Annotated in this window: 17 protein-coding genes; 9 read left to right on the top strand and 8 right to left on the bottom strand. The window is 67.5% G+C overall.

The window, feature by feature from the left end:
- The first annotated feature begins 124 nt into the window (after positions 1–124).
- From XINFAN_RS01665 to XINFAN_RS01655, 3 genes are read left to right on the top strand one after another with little or no spacing between them, the layout of a single operon-like run.
- The gene (locus XINFAN_RS01665) at positions 125–1,282 is read left to right on the top strand and encodes a M20 family metallopeptidase (RefSeq protein ID WP_124084757.1); all 1,158 of its coding nucleotides are present in this window, start codon (positions 125–127) and stop codon (positions 1,280–1,282) included.
- 37 nt (positions 1,283–1,319) lie between these two features.
- Entirely contained in the window at positions 1,320–2,258 is a 939-nt protein-coding gene (locus XINFAN_RS01660) for an aldo/keto reductase (RefSeq protein ID WP_124084756.1), read from the top strand.
- Positions 2,259–2,268: 10 nt separating this feature from the next.
- On the top strand, positions 2,269–3,363 hold the full coding sequence (locus tag XINFAN_RS01655) for an oxidoreductase (RefSeq protein WP_124084755.1): 1,095 nt from the start codon (positions 2,269–2,271) through the stop codon (positions 3,361–3,363).
- Between the two features lie 316 nt (positions 3,364–3,679).
- On the opposite strand, the gene XINFAN_RS01650 is transcribed toward XINFAN_RS01655, so the two are convergent.
- From XINFAN_RS01650 to XINFAN_RS01615, 8 genes are all read right to left on the bottom strand, one after another.
- The gene (locus tag XINFAN_RS01650; protein ID WP_124084754.1) at positions 3,680–4,504 is read right to left on the bottom strand and encodes a hypothetical protein; all 825 of its coding nucleotides are present in this window, start codon (positions 4,502–4,504) and stop codon (positions 3,680–3,682) included.
- Positions 4,505–4,826: 322 nt separating this feature from the next.
- Positions 4,827–6,734, bottom strand: a complete 1,908-nt coding sequence (gene cysN, locus XINFAN_RS01645) for a sulfate adenylyltransferase subunit CysN (protein WP_124084753.1) — start codon at positions 6,732–6,734, stop codon at positions 4,827–4,829.
- On the bottom strand, positions 6,734–7,642 hold the full coding sequence (gene cysD / locus XINFAN_RS01640; protein ID WP_124084752.1) for a sulfate adenylyltransferase subunit CysD: 909 nt from the start codon (positions 7,640–7,642) through the stop codon (positions 6,734–6,736). The genes cysN and cysD overlap by 1 nt, the downstream gene beginning before the upstream one ends.
- 192 nt (positions 7,643–7,834) lie before the next feature.
- Entirely contained in the window at positions 7,835–9,208 is a 1,374-nt protein-coding gene (locus XINFAN_RS01635; protein ID WP_124084751.1) for a phosphomannomutase, read from the bottom strand.
- A 19-nt stretch (positions 9,209–9,227) separates the two neighbouring features.
- Positions 9,228–10,394, bottom strand: a complete 1,167-nt coding sequence (locus tag XINFAN_RS01630) for a nucleotide sugar dehydrogenase (RefSeq protein ID WP_124084750.1) — start codon at positions 10,392–10,394, stop codon at positions 9,228–9,230.
- 409 nt (positions 10,395–10,803) lie between these two features.
- Entirely contained in the window at positions 10,804–11,469 is a 666-nt protein-coding gene (locus tag XINFAN_RS01625; RefSeq protein WP_124084749.1) for a DUF542 domain-containing protein, read from the bottom strand.
- On the bottom strand, positions 11,466–12,044 hold the full coding sequence (locus tag XINFAN_RS01620) for a UbiX family flavin prenyltransferase (protein ID WP_124084748.1): 579 nt from the start codon (positions 12,042–12,044) through the stop codon (positions 11,466–11,468). Before XINFAN_RS01620 ends, XINFAN_RS01625 begins: the two co-directional genes overlap by 4 nt.
- Complete coding sequence (locus tag XINFAN_RS01615) at positions 12,041–13,504, bottom strand: UbiD family decarboxylase (protein WP_124084747.1); 1,464 nt, start codon at positions 13,502–13,504, stop codon at positions 12,041–12,043. The genes XINFAN_RS01620 and XINFAN_RS01615 overlap by 4 nt, the downstream gene beginning before the upstream one ends.
- Before the next feature lie 104 nt (positions 13,505–13,608).
- Here XINFAN_RS01615 and ubiT point away from each other — a divergent pair, with 104 nt between their 5' ends.
- From ubiT to nosZ, 6 genes are all read left to right on the top strand, one after another.
- Positions 13,609–14,139, top strand: coding sequence for a ubiquinone anaerobic biosynthesis accessory factor UbiT (gene ubiT / locus XINFAN_RS01610; RefSeq protein WP_124084746.1), 531 nt, complete (start codon positions 13,609–13,611; stop codon positions 14,137–14,139).
- On the top strand, positions 14,139–15,134 hold the full coding sequence (gene ubiU, locus XINFAN_RS01605; protein WP_199286339.1) for a ubiquinone anaerobic biosynthesis protein UbiU: 996 nt from the start codon (positions 14,139–14,141) through the stop codon (positions 15,132–15,134). The genes ubiT and ubiU overlap by 1 nt, the downstream gene beginning before the upstream one ends.
- 2 nt (positions 15,135–15,136) lie before the next feature.
- Complete coding sequence (gene ubiV / locus XINFAN_RS01600; protein ID WP_124084744.1) at positions 15,137–16,024, top strand: ubiquinone anaerobic biosynthesis protein UbiV; 888 nt, start codon at positions 15,137–15,139, stop codon at positions 16,022–16,024.
- A 67-nt stretch (positions 16,025–16,091) separates the two neighbouring features.
- Positions 16,092–16,547, top strand: a complete 456-nt coding sequence (locus XINFAN_RS01595; RefSeq protein WP_124084743.1) for a DUF2946 family protein — start codon at positions 16,092–16,094, stop codon at positions 16,545–16,547.
- Positions 16,544–18,760 carry a NosR/NirI family protein gene (locus tag XINFAN_RS01590; RefSeq protein WP_124084742.1) on the top strand — a complete coding sequence of 739 codons (2,217 nt, stop codon included), beginning with the start codon at positions 16,544–16,546 and terminating at the stop codon, positions 18,758–18,760. Before XINFAN_RS01595 ends, XINFAN_RS01590 begins: the two co-directional genes overlap by 4 nt.
- A gap of 20 nt (positions 18,761–18,780) precedes the next feature.
- A complete protein-coding gene (nosZ, locus tag XINFAN_RS01585; RefSeq protein WP_124084741.1) occupies positions 18,781–20,724 on the top strand; it encodes a TAT-dependent nitrous-oxide reductase in 1,944 nt (647 codons plus the stop codon).
- Position 20,725: the final 1 nt, after the last annotated feature.

Below are 20,725 nucleotides of genomic sequence, written 5' to 3'. Positions count from 1 at the left end.
ATCGGATATTCCCTGCCAGAGGCGATTTTGCCCGCGCCGCGGCCCCGCAGGCGGCCTGCGGGAAATCGCCGCTTATCACCGCCCGCGGGCTCGCGCATAGTGCGCCAAACGGCGGGGGAAGCGGATGGAAGACCTTCACGACAAGACGCAGGGCGCGGCGGTGTTCGACGTGGCGGAGTTCCTGTCGCAACTGATCCGGGTGCCAAGCTGCGATCCGCCCGGCGGCGAGCTGGAGGTGGCGCGGCTGGTGCACCAGGCGCTGCTGTCTCTGGGGATCGGGGCGGAGCTGGACGAGTTCCAGCCCGGCCGCGCCAATGTCCTCGGCCGCATTCGCGGGGCGGGGCGGCGCAAGGCGATGGTGTTCTCGTCGCATATGGACACGCTTCCCCCCGGCGCCACCGGCTGGAGCCGCGATCCGTTCTCCGGCCTGATCGAGGGCGGGCGGGTGCATGGCCGCGGCGCCAGCGACATGAAATCCGCCCTGGCCTGCATGGTCGCCGCCGCCGGGGAAATCGCCGCCTCGGGCACGCCGCTGGAAGGCGATCTCGTGCTGGCCTTCACCGCTGGAGAGAGCAACGACCTGCTCGGCGCGCGCCGTTTCGCCGCGCAGGGGCTGAAGGACGAGATCGGCGCTTTCCTCTGCGGCGAGCCGAGCGATCTGGATATCATCGTGGTGGAAAAGGCGGTGCTCTGGCTGCGGCTGAGCGCACGCGGCCGGATCGGCCATGTCTCGGGCGAGGGCGGCGCCAATGCGATCCACGCGCTGATGGCAGGGCTGGAGCGGCTGAAGACATTCACCTTCGATCTGCCCGCGCATCCGCTGCTGGACGGGCCGACGCTCAGCCTGAACCGGATCCAGGGCGGCTCGGCCAACAATATGACGCCGGAATATTGCGAGGCGGTGGTGGATATCCGCCTGCCGCCGGGGGTGCCCGCCGATGTGATCCTCGACCGGCTGGCCGCGCATCTGGGCGAGGGGATCGCGCTTGAGGTGATCGACTTCAAACCCGCGGTCGAGGAACGGGCGGATTCGCCCTTCGTCGCCCTCTGCGCCCGGATCTGCGAGGAGGAGCGGGGCGAGCGGCCGAAGATCCTCGGCGTGTCCTATTATTCCGACGGGGCGGTGCTGATGGACGGGGTGGAGGCGCCTTTCGCCATCATCGGGCCGGGGCATCTGGGCGCCAGCGGCACGGCGGATGAATCGGTGCCGGTGGAGAACCTGCACTGCGCGGTGGCGATCTGCCGCCGGATCGCCCTGGCCTGGCTGGGCTCCGGAGCGTAACCTTGCGATGATCGCGCCCGCAACCACAGGAGGCATCATGCAAAAGCGTCAGCTTGGCCGCACCGATCTGCATATCGCGCCGCTGGTCCTCGGCACCAACACCGCCGGATGGACGGCGGACGAGGCCACATCCTTCGCAGTGTTCGACGCATATCTCGCCCAGGGCTTCACCGCGCTGGACACGGCGGATGTCTATTCCCGCTGGGTGCCGGGCAACGACAGCGAAAGCGAGAAGATCATCGGCCGCTGGATGAAGGCGCGCGGCAACCGCGACAAGGTGCATATCTTCACCAAGGTCGGATCAGACATTGGCCAGGGCAGGATCGACCTTTCGGCCAGATGGATCGAGACGGCGGTCGAGGGCTCGCTGAAACGGTTGCAGACCGATTACATCGACCTCTACCAGAGCCACTGGTTCGACCCCGCCGTGGGCCAGGAGGAAACGCTCATGGCCTATGAGCGGCTGGTGCAGGCGGGCAAGGTGCGCTGGATCGGCGCGTCGAATTTCGATGCCGGTCAGTTGGGCGAGGCGCTCGGGATTTCCGCCGCGAAGGGGATCGCGCGCTATCAGACCATCCAGAACGAATACAGCCTGATGCGGCGCGACGCTTACGAGGGCGCGATGCAGGACCTGGTGCTGGCGGAAGGGCTGAGCCTGATCCCCTATTACTCGCTGGCCGCGGGTTTCCTGACCGGCAAATACCGTCGGCGCGAGGATCTGGAGGGGCGTGCGCGGGCCAGCAGTCTGGAGCGCTATTTCACCGACAAGGGCCTCGCGGTCCTCGCCGCGCTGGACGAGGTGGGGGCGGAGCTATCGGCGACGCCTGCCGAGGTGGCGCTGGCCTGGGTCTCGGCGCAGCCCGGGGTGATCGGGCCGCTGGCCTCGGCCACCTCGGTCGCGCACCTCGACTCGCTTGCGCGCGGTGCGCGGCTGGACCTGAGCGCGGATCAGATCGCCCGGCTGAGCGCCGTCTGAGGAGGAAAGCATGACAGAGCTTCCCGCCAGCGTGGCGCCCCTGTTCACGCCGTTCCGCCTTGGGCCGCTCACGCTGCCGAACCGCTTCGTCATGGCGCCGATGACGCGGGGCTTCTCGCCCCATGGCCTGCCGGGCCGCGACGTGGCGGAATATTACGCCCGCCGCGCGGCGGCCGGGGTGGGGCTGATCGTCACCGAGGGCGTCTATATCGACACGCCCTCGGCGGGCAGCGCGGACAACATCCCGAGGCTCGACGCCGCCACCGTCCCGGCCTGGGCCGGGGTGGTGCGGGCGGTGCATGAGGCCGGGGGGCATATCTTCGCGCAGCTCTGGCATCTGGGCGCGGTGCGCGACGAGGGGGCGCCGCCCTTCCCCGACGCCCCGGTCCTCGGCCCCTCGGGGCTGGCGCTCGACGGCAGCCCGAAGGGCCGCGCGATGAGCGAGGGCGAGATCCGCGACACCATCGCCGCCTTTGCCCGCAGCGCGGTTTTCGCGCGCGAGGCCGGGTTCGACGGGGTGGAGCTGCACGGCGCGCATGGCTATCTGATCGACCAGTTCTTCTGGGACCAGACCAACCGCCGCAGCGACGCTTGGGGCGAGGGCCCCCGTTTCGCGGCCGAAGTGACGGCGGCGGTCCGGGCGGCGGCGGGGCCGGATTTCCCGGTCATGCTGCGGTTCTCGCAATGGAAGGGCGGCTTCTACGATGCCCGGCCCTGGCCGACCCCCGAGGCCCTGCGCGCGGCGCTGCGGCCGGTGGTGGATGCCGGAATCACCGGCTTTCACGTCTCGACCCGGCGCTATTTCGATCCCGGCTTCGAGGGGTCCGGGCGCACACTCGCGGGCCATGTCAGAGAGATGTTCGGCCTGCCGGTGGTGGCGGTCGGCTCGGTGGGTCTGGGCACGCCCTATGCCCGCGATCCGGTCACCGTGGTGGAAAGCGCCGGGATCGGGACGGTGCCCGCGCTTTTCGCCGCGGGCGAGTTCGATCTGATCGCGCTCGGCCGGGCTTTGTTGCAGGACCCCCGCTGGGTGGAGAAGCTGCGGACCGGCGCCGGGGACGACTGGACGGGCTACGATCCCGCCTCGCAGAAGCGGCTTTACTGAACCGGGCGAACCAGCCCCGGGTCCACAGTTCCGCCATCCGCCAGATCGCCCCGCCGATTTCGAGAGCAGGACTCTGAGCCATGACGGGCATCACGAGGCCGGGCGCAAGACGCTCGATAGCCTCGCGCCCTACGGATACATCTGCAAAATCCGGACATCAGAGCCGGATCGATTCATCCTGAACCCGATCCAAAAGAGGCAGGGACTGAACGGCCAGCCCCTTCACAATCACAGACCTGCATGCCGATGAGATGGCGGCACGCAGGTCAGCCGGCGTGAAAAGGGTGGGCTCTTTCTGTCCTGGCAAGCGCCGGGATCAGTTCGTCAGAAGGTAATATGAGTTGCGCTTGCGCCCGGTATTCTCCACCGCAATGTAGAAATAGCCGTCCCAGGCCGGAACGAAATCGCAATAGACCTGATCCGAGGGCGAAACATCGTAGCAGACGACATTGCCGTTCTCATCGGTGATCACCACGTCGAGGTTGGCGTCGCCATCGCCGGCCACCGCCACCTCGGCATAGGAATTGCCGTAGAAGGGCACTTGCCAGATATCCACCTTGCCCGAGTTCAGCCGCGACAGCCAGCTTACCCCGCCGCCGATCCGCCCGCGCGAGGTTTCCGCCTCTGCGTCGGCGATGATCTCTTTCAGCGCCTCGTTATCACCGGCGAGTTCGGTCGCTTTGGCGAACATCGCGGCGGCGGTGGCGGGGGTTTCCGCCTCGCCCTCATCCTCGTTCAGCGCATCGCGGAAGGTGGCCACGGCGGCGGGACGGGGTTCGTCCTTCATGACCGGCGCAGGAGCGGCGGGGGTGGGCGACGGCGCCCGTTTCTTAGCGAAAGTCTCAAGGTTCAGCCCCTCGGCGTCGAAACCGGCGGGATCGAGGGCGGCGGGTTCCTGCGCCTCCACCTCGGCCGAGGCGGCGAGCCTGGCGGCGGTGAGCACGGTCAGCGCGTCGCCCGAGGCGATCCCGATCCCGTAAAGCTCATAGGCCATCGAAAGCGTGGCGACGGCGCCCTTCTCGCCTCCGGAGGTGGTGGTGAGGTTCGACCCGGACTTGTCCTGATCCTGCGCGAAGGAAGGCAGCGAAAGCGCCGCCAGCGCGGTGGTGGCGAGCACGAGGGAAATGGATTTGAGCTTCATGGGTGAGCGCCTCTGGATTGCTGATGGCCCCCGGCGGGCAGAGGGTCGGGAGGCTGGCATCGTGTCACTCCGCGAGGCGTTTGAGAAGACGCCATGGCGTGACAAATGCTGTCATCGGCCGGCGGCCGATTTTCTCCGGACAATCGGGTATTCTGCCGCTGCGCCCGGAAGGCACGAGTGATCGGCCCCCGGCCAGAGTGCTGAAGAGACCGCCGCTGGCCGGTTGCTGTCGCAAGGCCGGATATCCGCGGCGATCCTTGCGGACAACGGCGCGGATACCGATCCGGCGGCTCTGCCGGGTGCCAGACTGTCCTGCGGTTGATCAGCGCATGATCAGCGCGATCACCCGGTCGGCGGCCTCTTCGGGGCTCAGATCGACGGTGTTCACCTCAAGCTCGGGCGCTTCGGGCGCCTCATAGGGGCTGTCGATCCCGGTGAAGTTCTTGAGCTGACCCGAGCGCGCCTTGCGGTAAAGCCCCTTCACGTCGCGCGCCTCGGCCACTTCCAGCGGCGTATCGACGTAAACCTCCAGGAACTCGCCCGCCGCCATCAGATCGCGCACCATCCGGCGCTCGGACCGGAAGGGCGAGATGAAGGCGGTCAGTACGATCAGCCCGGCATCGGTCATCAGCTTCGCCACCTCACCGACGCGGCGGATGTTCTCCACCCGGTCGGCATCGGTGAAGCCGAGGTCGCGGTTCAGCCCGTGACGGATGTTGTCGCCGTCGAGCAGGAACGTGTGCTTGCCCATGGCATGCAGCTTTTTTTCCACCAGGTTCGCGATGGTGGACTTGCCCGAGCCGGAAAGGCCGGTGAACCAGACCACGGCGGGCTTCTGGTTCTTTTGCGCGGCATGGGCCTCGCGGTTGATGTCGACCGCCTGCCAGTGGATGTTCTGGCTGCGGCGCAAAGCGAAATGGATCATCCCGGCGGCGACGGTGGCATTGGTCATCCGGTCGATCAGGATGAAGCCGCCGAGGTCGGGGTTGGTCGCGTAGGATTCGAACGGGATCACCCGGTCGGTCGAGATATTGACCACCCCGATCGCGTTCAGCGCCAGCGTTTTTGACGCCAGATGCTCCAGCGTGTTGACGTTGACCTCATATTTCGGCTCGGTCACCGTGGCGGTCACGGTTTGCGTCCCGATCTTCAAAAGATACGGGCGGCCGGGCAGCATCTCGTGCTCGTCCATCCAGACGAGCGTCGCCTCGAACTGGTCGGCCACTTCGCAGGGCGCGTCGGCGCGGGTGATCACATCGCCGCGCGAGCAGTCGATCTCATCAGTGAAGGTCAGCGTGACGCTCTCGCCCGCCACCGCCACGTCCTTTTCGCCGCCAAAGGCCGGGATCGCCCTGACCGTGGTGGTCTTGCCCGAGGGCAGCACCCGCACCGGGTCTCCGGGCCGCACCGCACCGGCGGCGATCTGGCCCGCGAAGCCGCGGAAATCGAGGTTCGGCCGGTTCACCCATTGCACCGCCATGCGGAACGGCTGGTCCAGCATCCGGCTGTCGTTGACCGGGGCCTCTTCCAGATGGCCGAGCAGCGCCGGCCCCTGATACCACGGCATTTCTGCCGATTTCGTGACGATATTGTCGCCCTTCAGGCCGGAAATCGGGATCGGCAGGAAGCTCTCCATCCCGATCTGTTTGGCGAAATGCGAATAATCCGAGACGATCTCGTAGAACCGTTCGGCGGAATAGCCGACCAGATCCATCTTGTTCACCGCCAGCACGATGTTCCTGATGCCGAGCAGATTGACCAGGTAGGAATGTCGCCGGGTCTGGGTCAGCACGCCCTGGCGCGCGTCGATCAGGATCACGGCGAGGTCCGCGGTCGAGGCGCCCGTCACCATGTTGCGGGTGTATTGCTCATGCCCCGGCGTGTCGGCGACGATGAACTTGCGCTTGTCGGTGGCGAAGAAGCGGTAAGCCACGTCGATGGTGATGCCCTGTTCGCGCTCGGCCGCCAGACCATCGACCAGCAGCGCGAAGTCGATCTCGCCGCCCTGGGTGCCGACCGCTTTACTGTCGTGTTCCAGGCTTGCAAGCTGATCCTCGAAGATCATCTTGCTGTCATACAAGAGCCGCCCGATCAGCGTCGACTTGCCATCATCGACCGAGCCGCAGGTGATGAAGCGCAGCATGGTCTTGTGCTGATGCTGCACCAGATAGGCGTCGATATCCTCGGCGATCAGCCGGTCGGCGACATATGCGGGGTCTTTGGCGCTCATCAGAAATACCCCTCCTGCTTTTTCTTCTCCATCGAGGCGGCCTGATCGTGGTCGATCGCCCGGCCCTGGCGTTCGGATGTGGTGGTCAGCAGCATTTCCTGGATCACCTCGGGCAGGGTCTTTGCCTCGCTCTCGACCGCGCCGGTCAGCGGGTAGCAGCCAAGCGTGCGGAAGCGCACCGATTTCATCACCGGCACCTCGCCGGGGTTCAGCCGGAAGCGGTCGTCATCGACCATCAGGATCAGCCCGCCCCGCTCCACCACCGGGCGCGGCGCGCTGAAATACAGCGGCACGATCTCGATCCCTTCCAGGTGGATGTATTGCCAGATGTCCAGCTCGGTCCAGTTCGAGATCGGGAAGGCGCGGATGGTCTCGCCCGGGGCCTTGCGGGTGTTGTAAAGCTTCCACAATTCGGGGCGCTGGTTCTTCGGATCCCAGCGGTGGTTGGCCGAGCGGAACGAGAAGATCCGCTCCTTGGCGCGGGATTTCTCCTCGTCGCGCCGGGCGCCGCCGAAAGCCACGTCAAATTTGTATTTGTCGAGCGCCTGTTTCAGACCGTCGGTCTTCCACATATCGGTGTGCAGGCTGCCGTGGTCGAAGGGGTTGATGCCTTTTTCCAGCGCCTCGGGGTTGTGGTAGACGAGCAGATCCATCCCGGCGGCCTGGGCGGCCTTATCGCGCAGGTCATACATGGCGCGGAATTTCCAGGTCGTATCGACATGCAGCAGCGGGAACGGCGGCGGCGCGGGCCAGAAGGCCTTTTTCGCCAGATGCAGCATCACCGCGGAATCCTTGCCCACCGAGTAAAGCATCACCGGCTTTTCGGCGCTGGCGACCACCTCGCGCAGGATGTGGATGCTTTCGGCCTCAAGCCGTTGAAGATGGGTCAGCGTCGTTCTGGAAGTCATTGCCTGCCATGCCGGAAAGAACCAGTTCCCGTTTGTGATGCCACAGCAGATGGGTAAAGCAAAGGCAACGAAGTGGCGAAGCCGGGGCAGGGGCGAAATCCGGGCGCAAAGTCCACAACCGCGGGAACGGCGGGAATGTTGTTCCGGGGCGGGATTTTTCCGCGGAACCCTGTCTCTGCCCTGCGCCCGCGGTCAGGCCGAAAGCGCCGCGCGCAGGGTGGCGAGCCCGTCTTTCATCAGCCGTCTCGCCCTGGTCTCGTCGCCCGCTTCGACGTAGAGCCGGAACTCGGGCGCATTGCCCGAGGGGCGCAGATGCAGCACGCCGCCGCCCGCCAGCATGATCCGCAGACCGTCGGTCAGGTCGGTGCCCGCTTCCGTCTGGCCGAGCCGGGACAGGAAAGCGGCGCGGGCGTCCTGGTCCCCGGTGAGGCTGGCAAGGAAAGGCTGCGAGACTTCGGGCGCGATCTCCTGCAAGCGGTCGGCCAGGGTGACGACCGGCGGCTCGGCGGCGACGCGGGCCGAGACCGGGCCGCCCTGCGCCGCGATCAGCACCATAACGAGCGGCAGGATGCAGTCGCGCGTCGGCAGCGCGGTGATCGGCCCGGCGGGGCCTTCGGCGTCGAACCCCAGCAGGAAACCGCCGTTCGCCTCATAGCCGGTGACACGGCCTCCGGCCTGTTCCATCGCCCCGATCACGAAGGGCGAGCCGATCTTCGTGCGGATCACCCGGGCGAAGCCCTTCTGCATCACGCCGCTGTTCGACGAGACCGGCGTGACCACGGTTTCCGCCCCCAGCACCTGCGCGGTGATCTGGCCGAGGATGTCGCCGGGCACGATCCGCCCCGCCTCATCCGCCAGCAGGGGCCGGTCGGAATCGCCGTCGGTCGAGACGAGGGCGTCCAGCCCCGCCTCACGCACCCAAGCCGCGATCTGCGCCGCGCTGGCCGGATCGACCGCTTCGGTATCGACCGGAATGAAAGTCTCCGAGCGCCCGAATTCCGGCACTTCGGCCCCAAGCCCGCGCAGGATCTCGGACAGCATGTCGCGGCCCACGGCGGAATGGGACCAGACGCCGATCCGCCGCCCGGCGAGGGCCTGCGCCCCGCAGGCGGTGACATAGCGGGCGACGAAATCCGCGCCCGCGGTCATGTCCTGCCGCAGCCCTCCGGCCCGGCCCGCTGCCGGACGGCCAAGCGCCGCAAGGATCGCCGCCTCGTCGGCTTTGCCGATCTCGCCCCGGGGTGTGTAGAATTTCAGCCCGTTGCGGTCCGCGGGGATATGGCTGCCGGTGATCATCACCGCCGCAGCCCCCGCCGTGCGCGCGGCAAGCGCCAGCGCGGGCGTGGGCAGCGCGCCGCAATCCGTGACCTCAAGCCCCAGATCCCGCGCCGCAAGGATCACATCGCCCGCGATCCGCGGCGACGATGGCCGCAGGTCCCGGCCGACGAACAGCCCCGCCCCCGTCTCGCAGGCGGCGGCGAAGGCGCGGATATGATCCGCGATCAGCGCGGGCGTCAGCTCCGTGACCAGACCGCGCAGGCCGCTCGTGCCGAATTTCGGTGCCATGCCCGTCTCCTCAATCTGCTCAATCTGCGCCGAACAGGTCGCGGGTGAAGATCTTCTCTGCCACATCGTCCAGGTCTGCGGTGCGGCGGTTCGCGATGATCACCTCGGCCTCGGCCTTGAACTCCGCCAGGTCGCGCACCACCCGCGAGCCGAAGAAGGCATCCTCTTCCAGCGCGGGCTCGTAGACGATGACCTCGATCCCTTTCGCCTTGATCCGCTTCATGATGCCCTGGATCGAGCTTTGGCGGAAATTGTCCGACCCCGCCTTCATCACCAGCCGGTAGACGCCGACGAGGCGCGGACGCAGGGCGATGATCCGGTCGGCAAGGTAATCCTTGCGGGTGCGGTTGGCCTCGACCACCGCCGCGATCAGGTTCTGCGGCACATCGGCGTAATTGGCCAAAAGCTGCTTGGTGTCCTTGGGCAGGCAGTAACCGCCGTAGCCGAAGGACGGGTTATTGTAATGCGCGCCGATGCGCGGATCGAGACAGACCCCTTCGATGATCTGGCGGCTGTCCATGTCGCGCGACAGGGCATAGCTGTCGAGCTCGTTGAAGAACGCCACCCGCAGCGCAAGGAAGGTGTTCGCGAACAGCTTGATCGCCTCGGCCTCGGAGGGGTCGGTGAACAGGAGGGCGACATCCTTGTCGACCGCCCCTTCCAGCAGCAGCGCGGCGAAGCGTTCGGCGCGTTCCGACCGTTCCCCCACGATGATGCGCGAGGGATGCAGGTTGTCGTGAAGCGCGCGGCCCTCGCGCAGGAATTCCGGGCTGAAGAGCACGTTATCGGTGCCCTTCTCCGCCCGGATCCTTTCGACATAGCCGACCGGGATCGTCGATTTGATGACCACCACCGCCGCCGGGTTGACCGCGAGCACCCGGTCGATCACCGCCTCGACGCTGGAGGTGTCGAAGTAATTGTTGACCGGATCGTAATTGGTCGGGGTGGCGACGATGACGAATTCCGCCTCCGCAAAGGCCGCATCGGCGTCTGTCGTCGCGGTCAGGTCGAGATCGCGATGCGCGAGGAAATCCTCGATATCGGCGTCGACAATGGGCGCGCGGCGCGCGTTCACCATGGCAACCCGGGGCCCGGAAACGTCCACCGCCATCACGGAGTGGTTCTGCGCCAGCAGAATGGCGTTCGAGAGACCGACGTATCCCAGGCCTGCGACAGCGATCTTCATCTCACCCCTCCCGGGCCATCTTAATACATGGTCATCTGCCTAGAGCTTCCCGCCAGCCAAGCCAAGATGCCGCGCGTGGTTTGGAAGGGGGCGCCGGGCGGCCCGCGCCCCGCTGCGGCAGCGGGTCCTTCTTATTTTCGCCCAGCCGTTAATCGTCTGAGCCTGTTTATTGCGGTCTGGCAAAACGGGTGCCGCTCACGCGGGAACCTGTCTGGGTGAGGACGACCGCATCCGCTCTGAGGATGTCTGCGCCCGCGGCCAGGGCACAATGGGAGCAGAGCGGGCGCGGGATGCACGCAGATCTGCACCCCGCGCGACGAAGGCGCTGCGGCGGAGGCCCGGGCAGCGGGTGAGCCGCCCGAGACGCAACCCTTGCCGGCCGTAATCGCAGGCCCGAAGGCCTGCGGCCTCAGGCGGCCAGCGCGCGGGGGAAGAGGATGGTCTCCTCCAGATGGATATGGGCGACCACATCGTCGCACAGCTTGCGCAACCCGGTATAAAGCGCGGTCCAGGAGCCGCAGGCACCCACCGGCAGCGCAAGGCCATGGGTGACATGCTCGATCCGGCGCAACAGATCGGTGGTGCCGGTATGTTCCTCGTTCATCACCCGCAGCGGCTCGGCCAGCAGGGCACCCGCGCCGCTCAGGATCGCGGGGAACAGCACGCTTTCCTCTTTCGACATATGCGCATCGAGATCGTCGCGCAGCGCGATCAGGGCCTCGGTCAGCCCAAGCGGCGCCTCGTCGTGATCGCCGTGGACCATCTCGACCCGATTGGCGAGCTGGACCAGGAAGTTCAGCTCCTCGCGGTGGGTGGCGTGATAGCGCTCCATGATATGGCCGATCAGGCCCTGGGTATCCTGCGGCGCGTCCTCGGCGGCGCGGTCGATCAGCGCCTGAAGCCTGCCGGTCAGCGCGGCCAGCTCCAGCCCGGCCTGGGCCGCGGCCTCGCGCAGGCTCAGCCCGCCGCCGCAGCAAAAGCTGATGTCGGCGTCGCGGAAGATCCCGGCGGCGCCGGGAAGTTTCGCGGCGATGTCGCGCACCGCGGTTTCGGGAGAGAGAAGAGGGTCGGTCATTTGGGGTCTCCGTGGGGGTCGGGGGTCCAGGCCCGCGCCTGCGGCGGGGCCAGATGCAGAAGATCGACGGCGCGGGCCGCGATCTGGGCGGTGACTTCGGCCAGGCTTTGTGGCCGCAGGTAGAAGGCCGGAACCGGCGGCAGGATCGCCGCGCCCATCACGGTGACCGCCTGCATGTTCTTCAGATGCGCCAGCGTCAGCGGCGCCTCTCGCGCCAGAAGCACCAGCGGGCGGCGTTCCTTCAGCTGCACCCCGGCGGCCCGGGTCAGCAGGTTGTCGTCCAGCCCATGGGCGATGGCCGCGAGGCTGCGCATCGAACAGGGCGCGACGATCATCCCGGCGACAGGGCACGACCCCGAGGCGATGGCCGCGCCGAGATCGCCGATCGGATGCACCCGCGTGGCCAGCGCGCAAAGCGCGGCCTCGGCCCCGGGACCGATCTCTTCGGCCAGCGTGCGCCCGGCCATCACCGAGAGCACCAGATCGACCTCGGCCCCGAGGCGGTTCAGAACTGCGGCGCAATCCAGCGCCAAAGCCGCGCCCGAAGCACCCGAGACGCCCAGAACCACCCTCATGGCAATATCCCCGCCAGCAGTTCCGCCGCGCGGGCCTCATGCGCGGGGTCGGGCCGCATCTCGCGGCCCCATTCCCGTGCGGTCTCGGCGCCGATCTTGGTGGTGGCGTCGAGCCCGATCTTCCCCGCCAGCCCCTCCAGCGGCGAGGCGAAGTCGAGGTAATCCATCGGCGTGCGCCCGATCAGCATCACATCGCGCCCGGGGTCCATCCGGGTGGCCAGCGCCCAGGCGATGTCGTCCCAGTTGCGGATGTCGAGATCGCCGTCCACCACCACGATCATCTTGGTATAAGAGAACTGCGGCAGCATCCCCCACAGCGCCATCATCACGCGGCGCGCCTGGCCGGGGTAACGCTTGTCGATCTTCACCACCGCCATCCGGTAAGAGCAGGCCGCGGGCGGCAGCCAGAGGTCCAGCACCTCGGGGATCTGCGCCCGGATCACCGGCAGCGCCAGATCGTTGAACACCTCGCCGATCACCGAGGGCTCGTCGGGCGGGCGGCCCGTCACCGTGGTCAGATAAAGCGGGTCGCGGCGGCAGGTGATGCGGCTTACGCGCAGCACCGGGAAAGGCTCCACCGCGTTGTAATAGCCGGTATGGTCGCCGAACGGGCCTTCGGGCGCGGTCTCGCCGGGATGGACCCAGCCTTCGACGATGATTTCCGCCCGGGCGGGCACCATCAGCGGCACCGAGCGCGCGGCGACCAGATCGGTCCGCGCACCGCGCAAGACCCCGGAAAACCCCAGCTCCGACACGTTTTCCGGCAGGGGCAGAGCCGCCGCGAGCAGCGTCGCCGGATCGGCGCCGAGCGCGATGGCGACCGGCATCGGCTCGCCCGCCCGCTCCCACGAGCGGTGATGCGCCGCGCCGCCGCGATGCGCCAGCCAGCGCAGGATCAGCCGGTCGGGCGCCAGCACCTGGGCGCGGTAGACGCCGAGGTTGTAGCGCGAGAGTTCCCCGGCCCCATGCGGCCGGGTGATCACCACCGGCCAGGTGATCAGCGGCCCGCCGTCCCCGGGCCAGGGGGTCTGCACCGGCAGCGCGCTCAGGTCGGGCAGGTCCGCCTCCTGGACCGGCGCATGGCGCAGCACCCGGGGCCGCGCCGCCAGCGCCGCGCGCAGCATCGGCCAGCGCGACAGCGCGTCGCGCATCCCCTCGGGCGGCGGCGGGCTGCGCAAGGACGCGAGGAAGGCGCCGAAACCCGGGATCTGGTCGGGCGTCAGCCCCAGGCCCGCAGCAACCCTTTCGCGCGTGGCGAAAAGGTTCGTCACCACCGGCATCTTCGGCCCATCATGAGCATCGAACCGCAGCACCGGCCCGCCCGCCCGCAGGGCCGCCAGTTGCAGCGCCGTCATCTCATGGCGCAGCGAGACCGACGCATCCACCCGCGCCAGATCGCCCCTTGCCTCGGCCCAGGCCAGAAAGGCCCGCAGATCGGGAAAGGCGGGCAGGCTGCGCATCGTCGGCTCCGTCGGCTTCATGCGGCGCAATCTGACAGCGGATTTCACGGCCGCGCTTGACCGGGATCAAGCACGGCCGGGTTTTTCCATGGCAGCATTGTCGCATGACCCTGCCGCGCCCCCTGCCCCGCCTGTTCTCCCGCCTGCCTTTGCCGCCGCTCGCCGCCCCCGCGCTCGGGCTGGCGCTGACGCGGCTTTTGCGCCGCATCGCCACGCGCCAGCCCGCGATCCTGTCGCGGCTCGGGCCGTATCAGGCGGCGCGCTTTCTGATCGACGTGCAGGACGGGCCGGTTCTGCTGCTGATGGAGCCCGAGGCGCGGCGGATCACCGCTTTGCCCCGCCGCGCCCCGCCGCCGCATGACGCGGCGATCCGGGGGCGGATGGCGGCGTTTCTTGCCATGCTGCACGGCACCGAGGACGGCGACGCTTTGTTCTTCTCGGGCGAGCTGGAGATTTCCGGCGACACGTCTGCGGTGCTGGCTTTGCGCAACGCGCTGGACGATGCCGAGCTGGACCTGACCGGCGAACTGGCGGCGCTGGCGCGGCCCCCGTTCGACCGCTGGCTGCGGCGCGCCTCGCATCTGGCGGCGCAGCGCAGCGGCTATGCGCTTTCCCGAGAGGAGCCCCTGGCATGATGGAACTGGTCTGCCCCGCGGGCACCCCCGCCGCTTTGCGCGCCGCCGTGGATGCGGGCGCCCATACCGTCTATTGCGGCTTCGCCGACGAGACCAATGCGCGGAACTTCCCCGGCCTGAACTTCTCGCGCGAGGAACTGGCCGAGGGCGTGGCCTATGCCAGGGCCAGGGGCGCGCGGGTGCTGGTCGCGATCAACACCTTCCCGCGCGCGGGCGGGCAGGCGCTGTGGCACCGCGCCGTGGCTGACGCCCATCAGGCCGGCGCCCATGCGGTGATCCTGGCCGATCCGGGCCTGATCGCGCACGCAGCCGAGGCGCACCCCGATCTGCGCCTGCATCTCTCGGTCCAGGCCGCCGCCGCCAACCCCGATGCGATCAACCTTTACGCCGAGGCCTTCGGCATCCGCCGCGTGGTGCTGCCCCGGGTGCTGACGGTCGAGGAAATCACCGCGATCAACCGCGAGATCGACATCGAGACCGAGGTTTTCGTCTTCGGCGGGCTCTGCGTGATGGCCGAGGGGCGCTGTTCGCTTTCGTCCTGGGCCACGGGGCTCTCGCCGAACATGAACGGCGTCTGCTCTCCGGCCAGCCATGTTGCCTATGAGGAAGTGGCGGGCAACAACGAGGCGCGGCTTGGCGGCTATCTGATCCACCGCACCCCGAAGGGCGCGCCGGTGCCCTACCCCACGCTGTGCAAGGGCTGTTTCACCGCGCCCGCCACCCGGACCGGCCCGGCCCAGACCGGGCATATCTTCGAGGATCCGGTCAGCCTGGATGCCACCGAACTGATCCCGAAGCTGCAAAAGGCGGGGGTTACGGCGCTGAAGATCGAGGGGCGGCAGCGGTCCCGCGCCTATGTCGCCCAGGTGGTGCGCGCCTTCCGCGCCGCGGTCGAGGCGGCGGAACAGGGCGCGCCGATGCCTGCGGGCCTGCTTGCCAAACTCACCGAAGGCCAGGCGGCGACCACCGGCGCCTATGCCAAGACCTGGAGATGATGATGGACCTGACCATCGGCCCGATCGCCTTCTTCTGGACCGCCGAAACGGTGAGCGATTTCTACCGCCGTATGGCCACCACGCCCGCGCGGCGGGTGGTGATCGGCGAATGGGTCTGCTCGAAACGCCTGCCGTTCTGGCAGCAGGAGATCCCCGGCGCGATTGAAACTCTGCTGGCGGCGGGAAAAGAGGTCGCGCTGTCGACGCTGGCGCTGATCACGCTCAAACGCGAGCGCAGGCAGACCGAAGAACTGTTCGGCGCCGGACTCCCGGTCGAAATCGCCGACCTCGGCGCGCTGAAACACCTGCCCGAGGGCGCGGCTTTCCAGGTCGGCCCCACGGTGAACGTCTATAACGAGGGCACGCTGGAATGGCTGGCCCGCAAGGGCGCGACCCGGATCTGCCTGCCGCCGGAACTGCCGCTGGCCTCGGTCGAAGTGCTGGCGCGGGCGGGCGCGGCGGCGGGCGTCGCCATCGAGGTCTGGGGCCATGGCCGCGCGCCGCTGGCGATCTCGGGGCGCTGCTATCACGCGCGGCTGCACGACCGGGCCAAGGACTCCTGCCTCTTCGTCTGCGGCGAGGACCCGGACGGGCGCGAGGTGCAGACGCTGGACGGGCACGACTTCCTGACCGTGAACGGGGTGCAGACCATGGGCCACGCCCATACCACGGTGGCCGGGCAGATCGCGGAACTGGTGCAGGCGGGCGTCGTCTCGCTGCGGCTCTCGCCCCAGGCCGGGGATTTTGCTGGCGTGGTCGATGTTTACCACCATCTGACCGAAGGCATGCCCGCCCCCGGCGCGCTGGCGCAACTGCGCGCGCGGATGCCGGGGGCGCGGTTCGCGGACGGGTTCCTCGCCGGGGCGCCGGGGCTGCGCGGCGCGGGCTGAGGCCAAACCGCGGGCAGTTTGTTGCCGCACAAAGAAGCCCCATGACCCAGGCTCTATCCCAAGGCTCATGACCCGCAGCCCGCCCCTTCTTTTCCGGCTCCGCATCTGCCTGACCATTCTGTCGGTGCTGGCGCTGCTGACCGGCACCTGGGCGCAGGCGGCGACGCCGGTCACCGGCCCGCTGACCGCCCTGGTGATCTGCGGCGGCGAAGGAGAAAAGACGGTCTGGCTCGACGGTGCCGGGAACGAGCATCCCGCCCCGCATGATTGCTGCGATTGCGCGCTTTGCGATGTCGCCGCCGGAGAATTTCCGCAGGCGCAGAGCCTTGTCCACCCCGCCACCTGGCAGCGCGGTGCCCCGCCCGCCGCGGCCGGAACCATCGCGCCGTCGCGTCACAGATGCCTGCCGCCTTCGCGCGGACCCCCGCCTTTCCCCGCCCGGATGTCCCTCTTCTCTGCGATTTCCGCGATGGCGGAAGACGCGGCCGGGCTCCGGGCTTCCGCCAGGACGATCCCAGCATGACCCTTGCCCGCCCTCTTGTCTGCCGCCTGCTGACCTGCCTTCTGCTGCTGGTCCTGCCCGCCGCCGCCAGTGCCGAGACGGTGCTGCAAACCCTGCTTCCCGCACAGAATGCCGCCGACCTGGTGCCGGGCGCCGACAGTTTCGGCCCGGTGCGCGAGGATGTGGCGGTGGCCCCGGTGCTGAAAGGGGCGGAAACCGTGGCCTGGGTCTTCGTCACCTCGGATTTCGTCGGCACCACCGGTTATTCCGGCAAGCCGATCCATACCCTGGTGGCGGTGGACCAGGACGCGAGGATCGCCGGGGCGCGGCTGGTGAAACACTCGGAGCCCATCGTGCTGATCGGCATCCCCGAGGCGAAGATGACCGCGGTGGTCGCGGGTTACACCGGCCTCGATCTGGTGGCCGAAGCGCGGTCGGGCGGCACCGGACATGAGGTGGACATCATCTCCGGCGCCACCGTCACCGTGATGGTGATCGACGATTCGATCATCCGCTCGGGGCTGAAGGTGGCGCGCGCGCTGGGCCTTGGCGGGCTGGCGCCCGAGACGGCGGGGACCGGCCCGCGGTTCGGGATCGACCCCGAAGCGACGGCCGAGGCCGACTGGCATGTGATGGAGGGCGACGGCACCCTGCGGCGGCTGTCGCTGGACGTGGGCCAGGTCAACGCCGCCTTCGCCGCCAACCCGGACCCGCGCGCCGCTGCCCGCGCCCTGACCGAGGCGCCCGAAACCACTTTCATCGAGATGCAGGCGGCGCTGGTCTCGGTTCCTGCCATCGGCCAGGCGCTGCTGGGCGAGGCTGCCGCGGCCAACCTGCGCGGCTGGCTGGCCGAGGGCGACCAGGCCGTGGCGGTGATGGGCCGCGGGCTCTACAGCTTCAAGGGCTCGGGCTATGTGCGCGGCGGCATCTTCGACCGGATCGTGCTGATCCAGGACGATATTTCTGTGCGCTTCCGCGACCGCGACCATCGCCGCATCAATGCGATCACCGCCGAGGGCGCCCCCGAATTTACCGAAATGGACCTGTTCCGCATCCCGGCAGAATCCGGCTTCGATCCGGCGAAACCCTTCCGCATCCAGCTTCTGGTGCACCGCGAGATCGGGCCGGTGGAGAAGGTGTTCCAGACCTTCGACCTGGGCTACCAGCTGCCGCCGCAGTTCCTGCGCGCCATCGCGCCGCCTCCGGAACAGGCCGCGGTGCAGAACGACGCCATCGCCCGGGCCGAGCGCGAGGAGGGCCAGGCCCAGTCCGATCTGTGGAAGCGGATCTGGCAGGATTCGACGGTGAAGATCGGCATTCTCGCCGCGATGCTGGTGGTGCTGACCGCGGTGTTCTTCTTCCAGCATTACGCGGTCAGGAACGGGCGGCGGTTCTGGTGGTTCCGCATGGCCTATCTGACGGTCACGCTGGTGGTGCTGGGCTGGATGTTCAACGCGCAGCTGTCAGTGGTGAACCTGATGGCTTTGTTCGGCAGCCTTGTGAACGGGTTCAGCTGGCAGGCCTTCCTGCTGGACCCCCTGACCTTCATCCTGTGGTTCGCCCTGGCCGCCGCGCTGTTGTTCTGGGGCCGGGGCGCCTATTGCGGCTGGCTTTGTCCCTTTGGGGCGCTGCAAGAGATCACCAACCAGATCGCCCGCAAGCTGCGCGTTCCGCAATGGACCCTGCCCTGGGGCCTGCACGAGCGGCTCTGGCCGGTGAAATACATGATCTTCCTCGGTCTGTTCGGCGTCTCGCTGATGAGCATCGAACAGGCCGAGCATCTGGCTGAGGTCGAGCCGTTCAAGACCTCGATCATCCTGAAATTCATGCGCGCCTGGCCCTTCGTGGCCTATGCGCTGGCGCTGTTGGCGGCGGGGCTGTTCGTGGAACGCTTCTACTGCCGTTACCTCTGCCCGCTTGGCGCGGCGCTGGCGATCCCGGCGCGGCTGCGGATGTTCGACTGGCTGAAGCGTTACCATGAATGCGGCAACCCCTGTCAGACCTGCGCCAACGAATGCCCGGTGCAGTCGATCCATCCGACCGGCGAGATCAATCCGAACGAGTGCATCAACTGCCTGCATTGCCAGGTGCTTTACCAGTCGGAAACCAAATGCCCCGTTGTGATCAAAAAGCTGAAACGGCGGGAAAAACTGGCGGAAAGCACGGCGCCGAAACTGGGGATGCCCCCGGCCGGGCATCCGAACGCCGCCCGCACCACTCAACCCACACTATGACCAACCAGAGGAGTCCGATCATGGAACCGACCGAAAAGAAGGGACTGAGCCGAAGGCTGCTGCTTGGCGCCACCGCCGGGGGCGCCGCTGTCGCGGGCACTCTGGGCGGACGCCTGGCGCTTGGCGTTGGCGGAATCGGCGGGATTACCGCCGCCACCTCGGGCGCGGCGCTGGCCGCCGGGGCGGATGGCTCGATCCCGCCCGGCCAGCTTGACGATTACTACGGCTTCTGGTCCTCGGGCCAGACCGGCGAGATGCGCATCCTCGGCATCCCCTCGATGCGCGAGCTGATGCGGGTGCCGGTGTTCAACCGCTGCTCGGCCACCGGCTGGGGCCAGACCAATGAATCGATCCGCATCCACCAGCGGACGATGAGCGAGAAGACCAAGAAGCAGCTTGAGGCCAACGGCAAGAAGATCCACGACAACGGCGATCTTCACCACGTTCATATGTCGATGACCGACGGCAAATACGACGGCCGCTTCCTGTTCATGAACGACAAGTCCAACACCCGCGTGGCCCGGGTGCGCGGCGACGTGATGAAATGCGATGCCATCCTGGAGATCCCGAACGCCAAGGGCATCCACGGCATGCGGCCGCAGAAATGGCCGAAGACCAACTATATCTTCGCCAATGGCGAGGACGAGGCGCCGCTCAACAACGACGGCTCGACCATGACCGACGTGTCGACCTATGTGAACATCTTCACCGCGGTCGATGCCGAGAAATGGGAGGTCGCCTGGCAGGTTCAGGTGTCAGGCAACCTCGACAACTGCGATGCCGATTACACCGGCAAATGGGCGTTCTCGACGTCGTATAACTCGGAAATGGGCATGAACCTGGCCGAGATGACGGAATCGGAGATGGACCATGTGGTGATCTTCAACATCGAGGAAATCGAGAAGGCCGTGGCCGCCGGCCAGTATGAAGAGGTGAACGGCTGCAAGGTGCTGGACGGGCGCAAGGATGCGAACAGCCTGTTCACCCGCTATGTGCCGATCGCCAACAACCCGCACGGCTGCAACATGGCGCCGGACAAGAAGCACCTCTGCATCGGCGGCAAGCTCTCGCCCACGGTGACGGTGCTGGACACCACCAAATTCGACACGCTGTTCTACGAGAATGCCGAGCCGCGCAGCGTGGTGGTGGCCGAGCCGCAGCTTGGCCTCGGCCCGCTGCACACCGCTTTCGACGGGCGCGGCAACGCCTATACTTCGCTGTTCCTCGACAGCCAGGTGGTCAAGTGGAACATCGAGGATGCGATCCGCGCCTATGCCGGCGAGAATGTCGATCCGATCAGGGACAAGATCGACGTGCATTACCAGCCCGGCCACCTGAAAACGGTGATGGGCGAGACGCTGGACGCCCAGAACCAGTGGCTGGTCTGTCTGTGCAAGTTCTCGAAGGACCGTTTCCTGAACACCGGGCCGCTGAAACCCGAGAACGATCAGCTGATCGACATTTCGGGCGACAAGATGGTGCTGGTCCACGACGGCCCCAACTTCGCCGAGCCGCATGACGCCATCGCCGTCCATCCCTCGGTGATGTCGAACATCAAATCGGTCTGGGACCGCAACGATCCGATGTGGGCCGAAACCCGCGCCCAGGCCGAGGCCGACGGCGTGAATATCGACGAATGGGCCGATACGGTGATCCGCGACGGCAACAAGGTGCGGGTCTATATGACCTCGGTCGCGCCGTCCTTCTCGCTTGAGGAGTTCACCGTCAAAGAGGGCGACGAGGTGACGGTGATCGTCACCAACCTGGACGAGATCGACGACCTGACCCACGGCTTCACCATGGGCAACCATGGCGTGGCGATGGAGGTCGGGCCGCAGCAGACCTCTTCCGTCACCTTCGTGGCGGCGAATGCCGGGGTCTACTGGTATTACTGCCAGTGGTTCTGCCACGCGCTGCATATGGAGATGCGCGGCCGGATGTTCGTCGAGCCGAAGGAGGCCTGAG

This window comes from Pseudogemmobacter humi (assembly GCF_900609055.1).
In the GTDB taxonomy this organism is placed as follows: domain Bacteria; phylum Pseudomonadota; class Alphaproteobacteria; order Rhodobacterales; family Rhodobacteraceae; genus Pseudogemmobacter; species Pseudogemmobacter humi.
Note: the sequence above shows the minus strand (reverse complement) of the source record. Positions and strands in the feature narration are given on the sequence as shown.

Coding starts and splice junctions, on each gene's coding strand:
- XINFAN_RS01665 (WP_124084757.1), top strand. CDS start 125: ATGGAAGACCTTCACGACAAGACGCAGGGCGCGGCGGTGTTCGACGTG.
- XINFAN_RS01660 (WP_124084756.1), top strand. CDS start 1,320: ATGCAAAAGCGTCAGCTTGGCCGCACCGATCTGCATATCGCGCCGCTG.
- XINFAN_RS01655 (WP_124084755.1), top strand. CDS start 2,269: ATGACAGAGCTTCCCGCCAGCGTGGCGCCCCTGTTCACGCCGTTCCGC.
- XINFAN_RS01650 (WP_124084754.1), bottom strand. CDS start 4,504: ATGAAGCTCAAATCCATTTCCCTCGTGCTCGCCACCACCGCGCTGGCG.
- cysN (WP_124084753.1), bottom strand. CDS start 6,734: ATGAGCGCCAAAGACCCCGCATATGTCGCCGACCGGCTGATCGCCGAG.
- cysD (WP_124084752.1), bottom strand. CDS start 7,642: ATGACTTCCAGAACGACGCTGACCCATCTTCAACGGCTTGAGGCCGAA.
- XINFAN_RS01635 (WP_124084751.1), bottom strand. CDS start 9,208: ATGGCACCGAAATTCGGCACGAGCGGCCTGCGCGGTCTGGTCACGGAG.
- XINFAN_RS01630 (WP_124084750.1), bottom strand. CDS start 10,394: ATGAAGATCGCTGTCGCAGGCCTGGGATACGTCGGTCTCTCGAACGCC.
- XINFAN_RS01625 (WP_124084749.1), bottom strand. CDS start 11,469: ATGACCGACCCTCTTCTCTCTCCCGAAACCGCGGTGCGCGACATCGCC.
- XINFAN_RS01620 (WP_124084748.1), bottom strand. CDS start 12,044: ATGAGGGTGGTTCTGGGCGTCTCGGGTGCTTCGGGCGCGGCTTTGGCG.
- XINFAN_RS01615 (WP_124084747.1), bottom strand. CDS start 13,504: ATGCGCAGCCTGCCCGCCTTTCCCGATCTGCGGGCCTTTCTGGCCTGG.
- ubiT (WP_124084746.1), top strand. CDS start 13,609: ATGACCCTGCCGCGCCCCCTGCCCCGCCTGTTCTCCCGCCTGCCTTTG.
- ubiU (WP_199286339.1), top strand. CDS start 14,139: ATGGAACTGGTCTGCCCCGCGGGCACCCCCGCCGCTTTGCGCGCCGCC.
- ubiV (WP_124084744.1), top strand. CDS start 15,137: ATGGACCTGACCATCGGCCCGATCGCCTTCTTCTGGACCGCCGAAACG.
- XINFAN_RS01595 (WP_124084743.1), top strand. CDS start 16,092: ATGACCCGCAGCCCGCCCCTTCTTTTCCGGCTCCGCATCTGCCTGACC.
- XINFAN_RS01590 (WP_124084742.1), top strand. CDS start 16,544: ATGACCCTTGCCCGCCCTCTTGTCTGCCGCCTGCTGACCTGCCTTCTG.
- nosZ (WP_124084741.1), top strand. CDS start 18,781: ATGGAACCGACCGAAAAGAAGGGACTGAGCCGAAGGCTGCTGCTTGGC.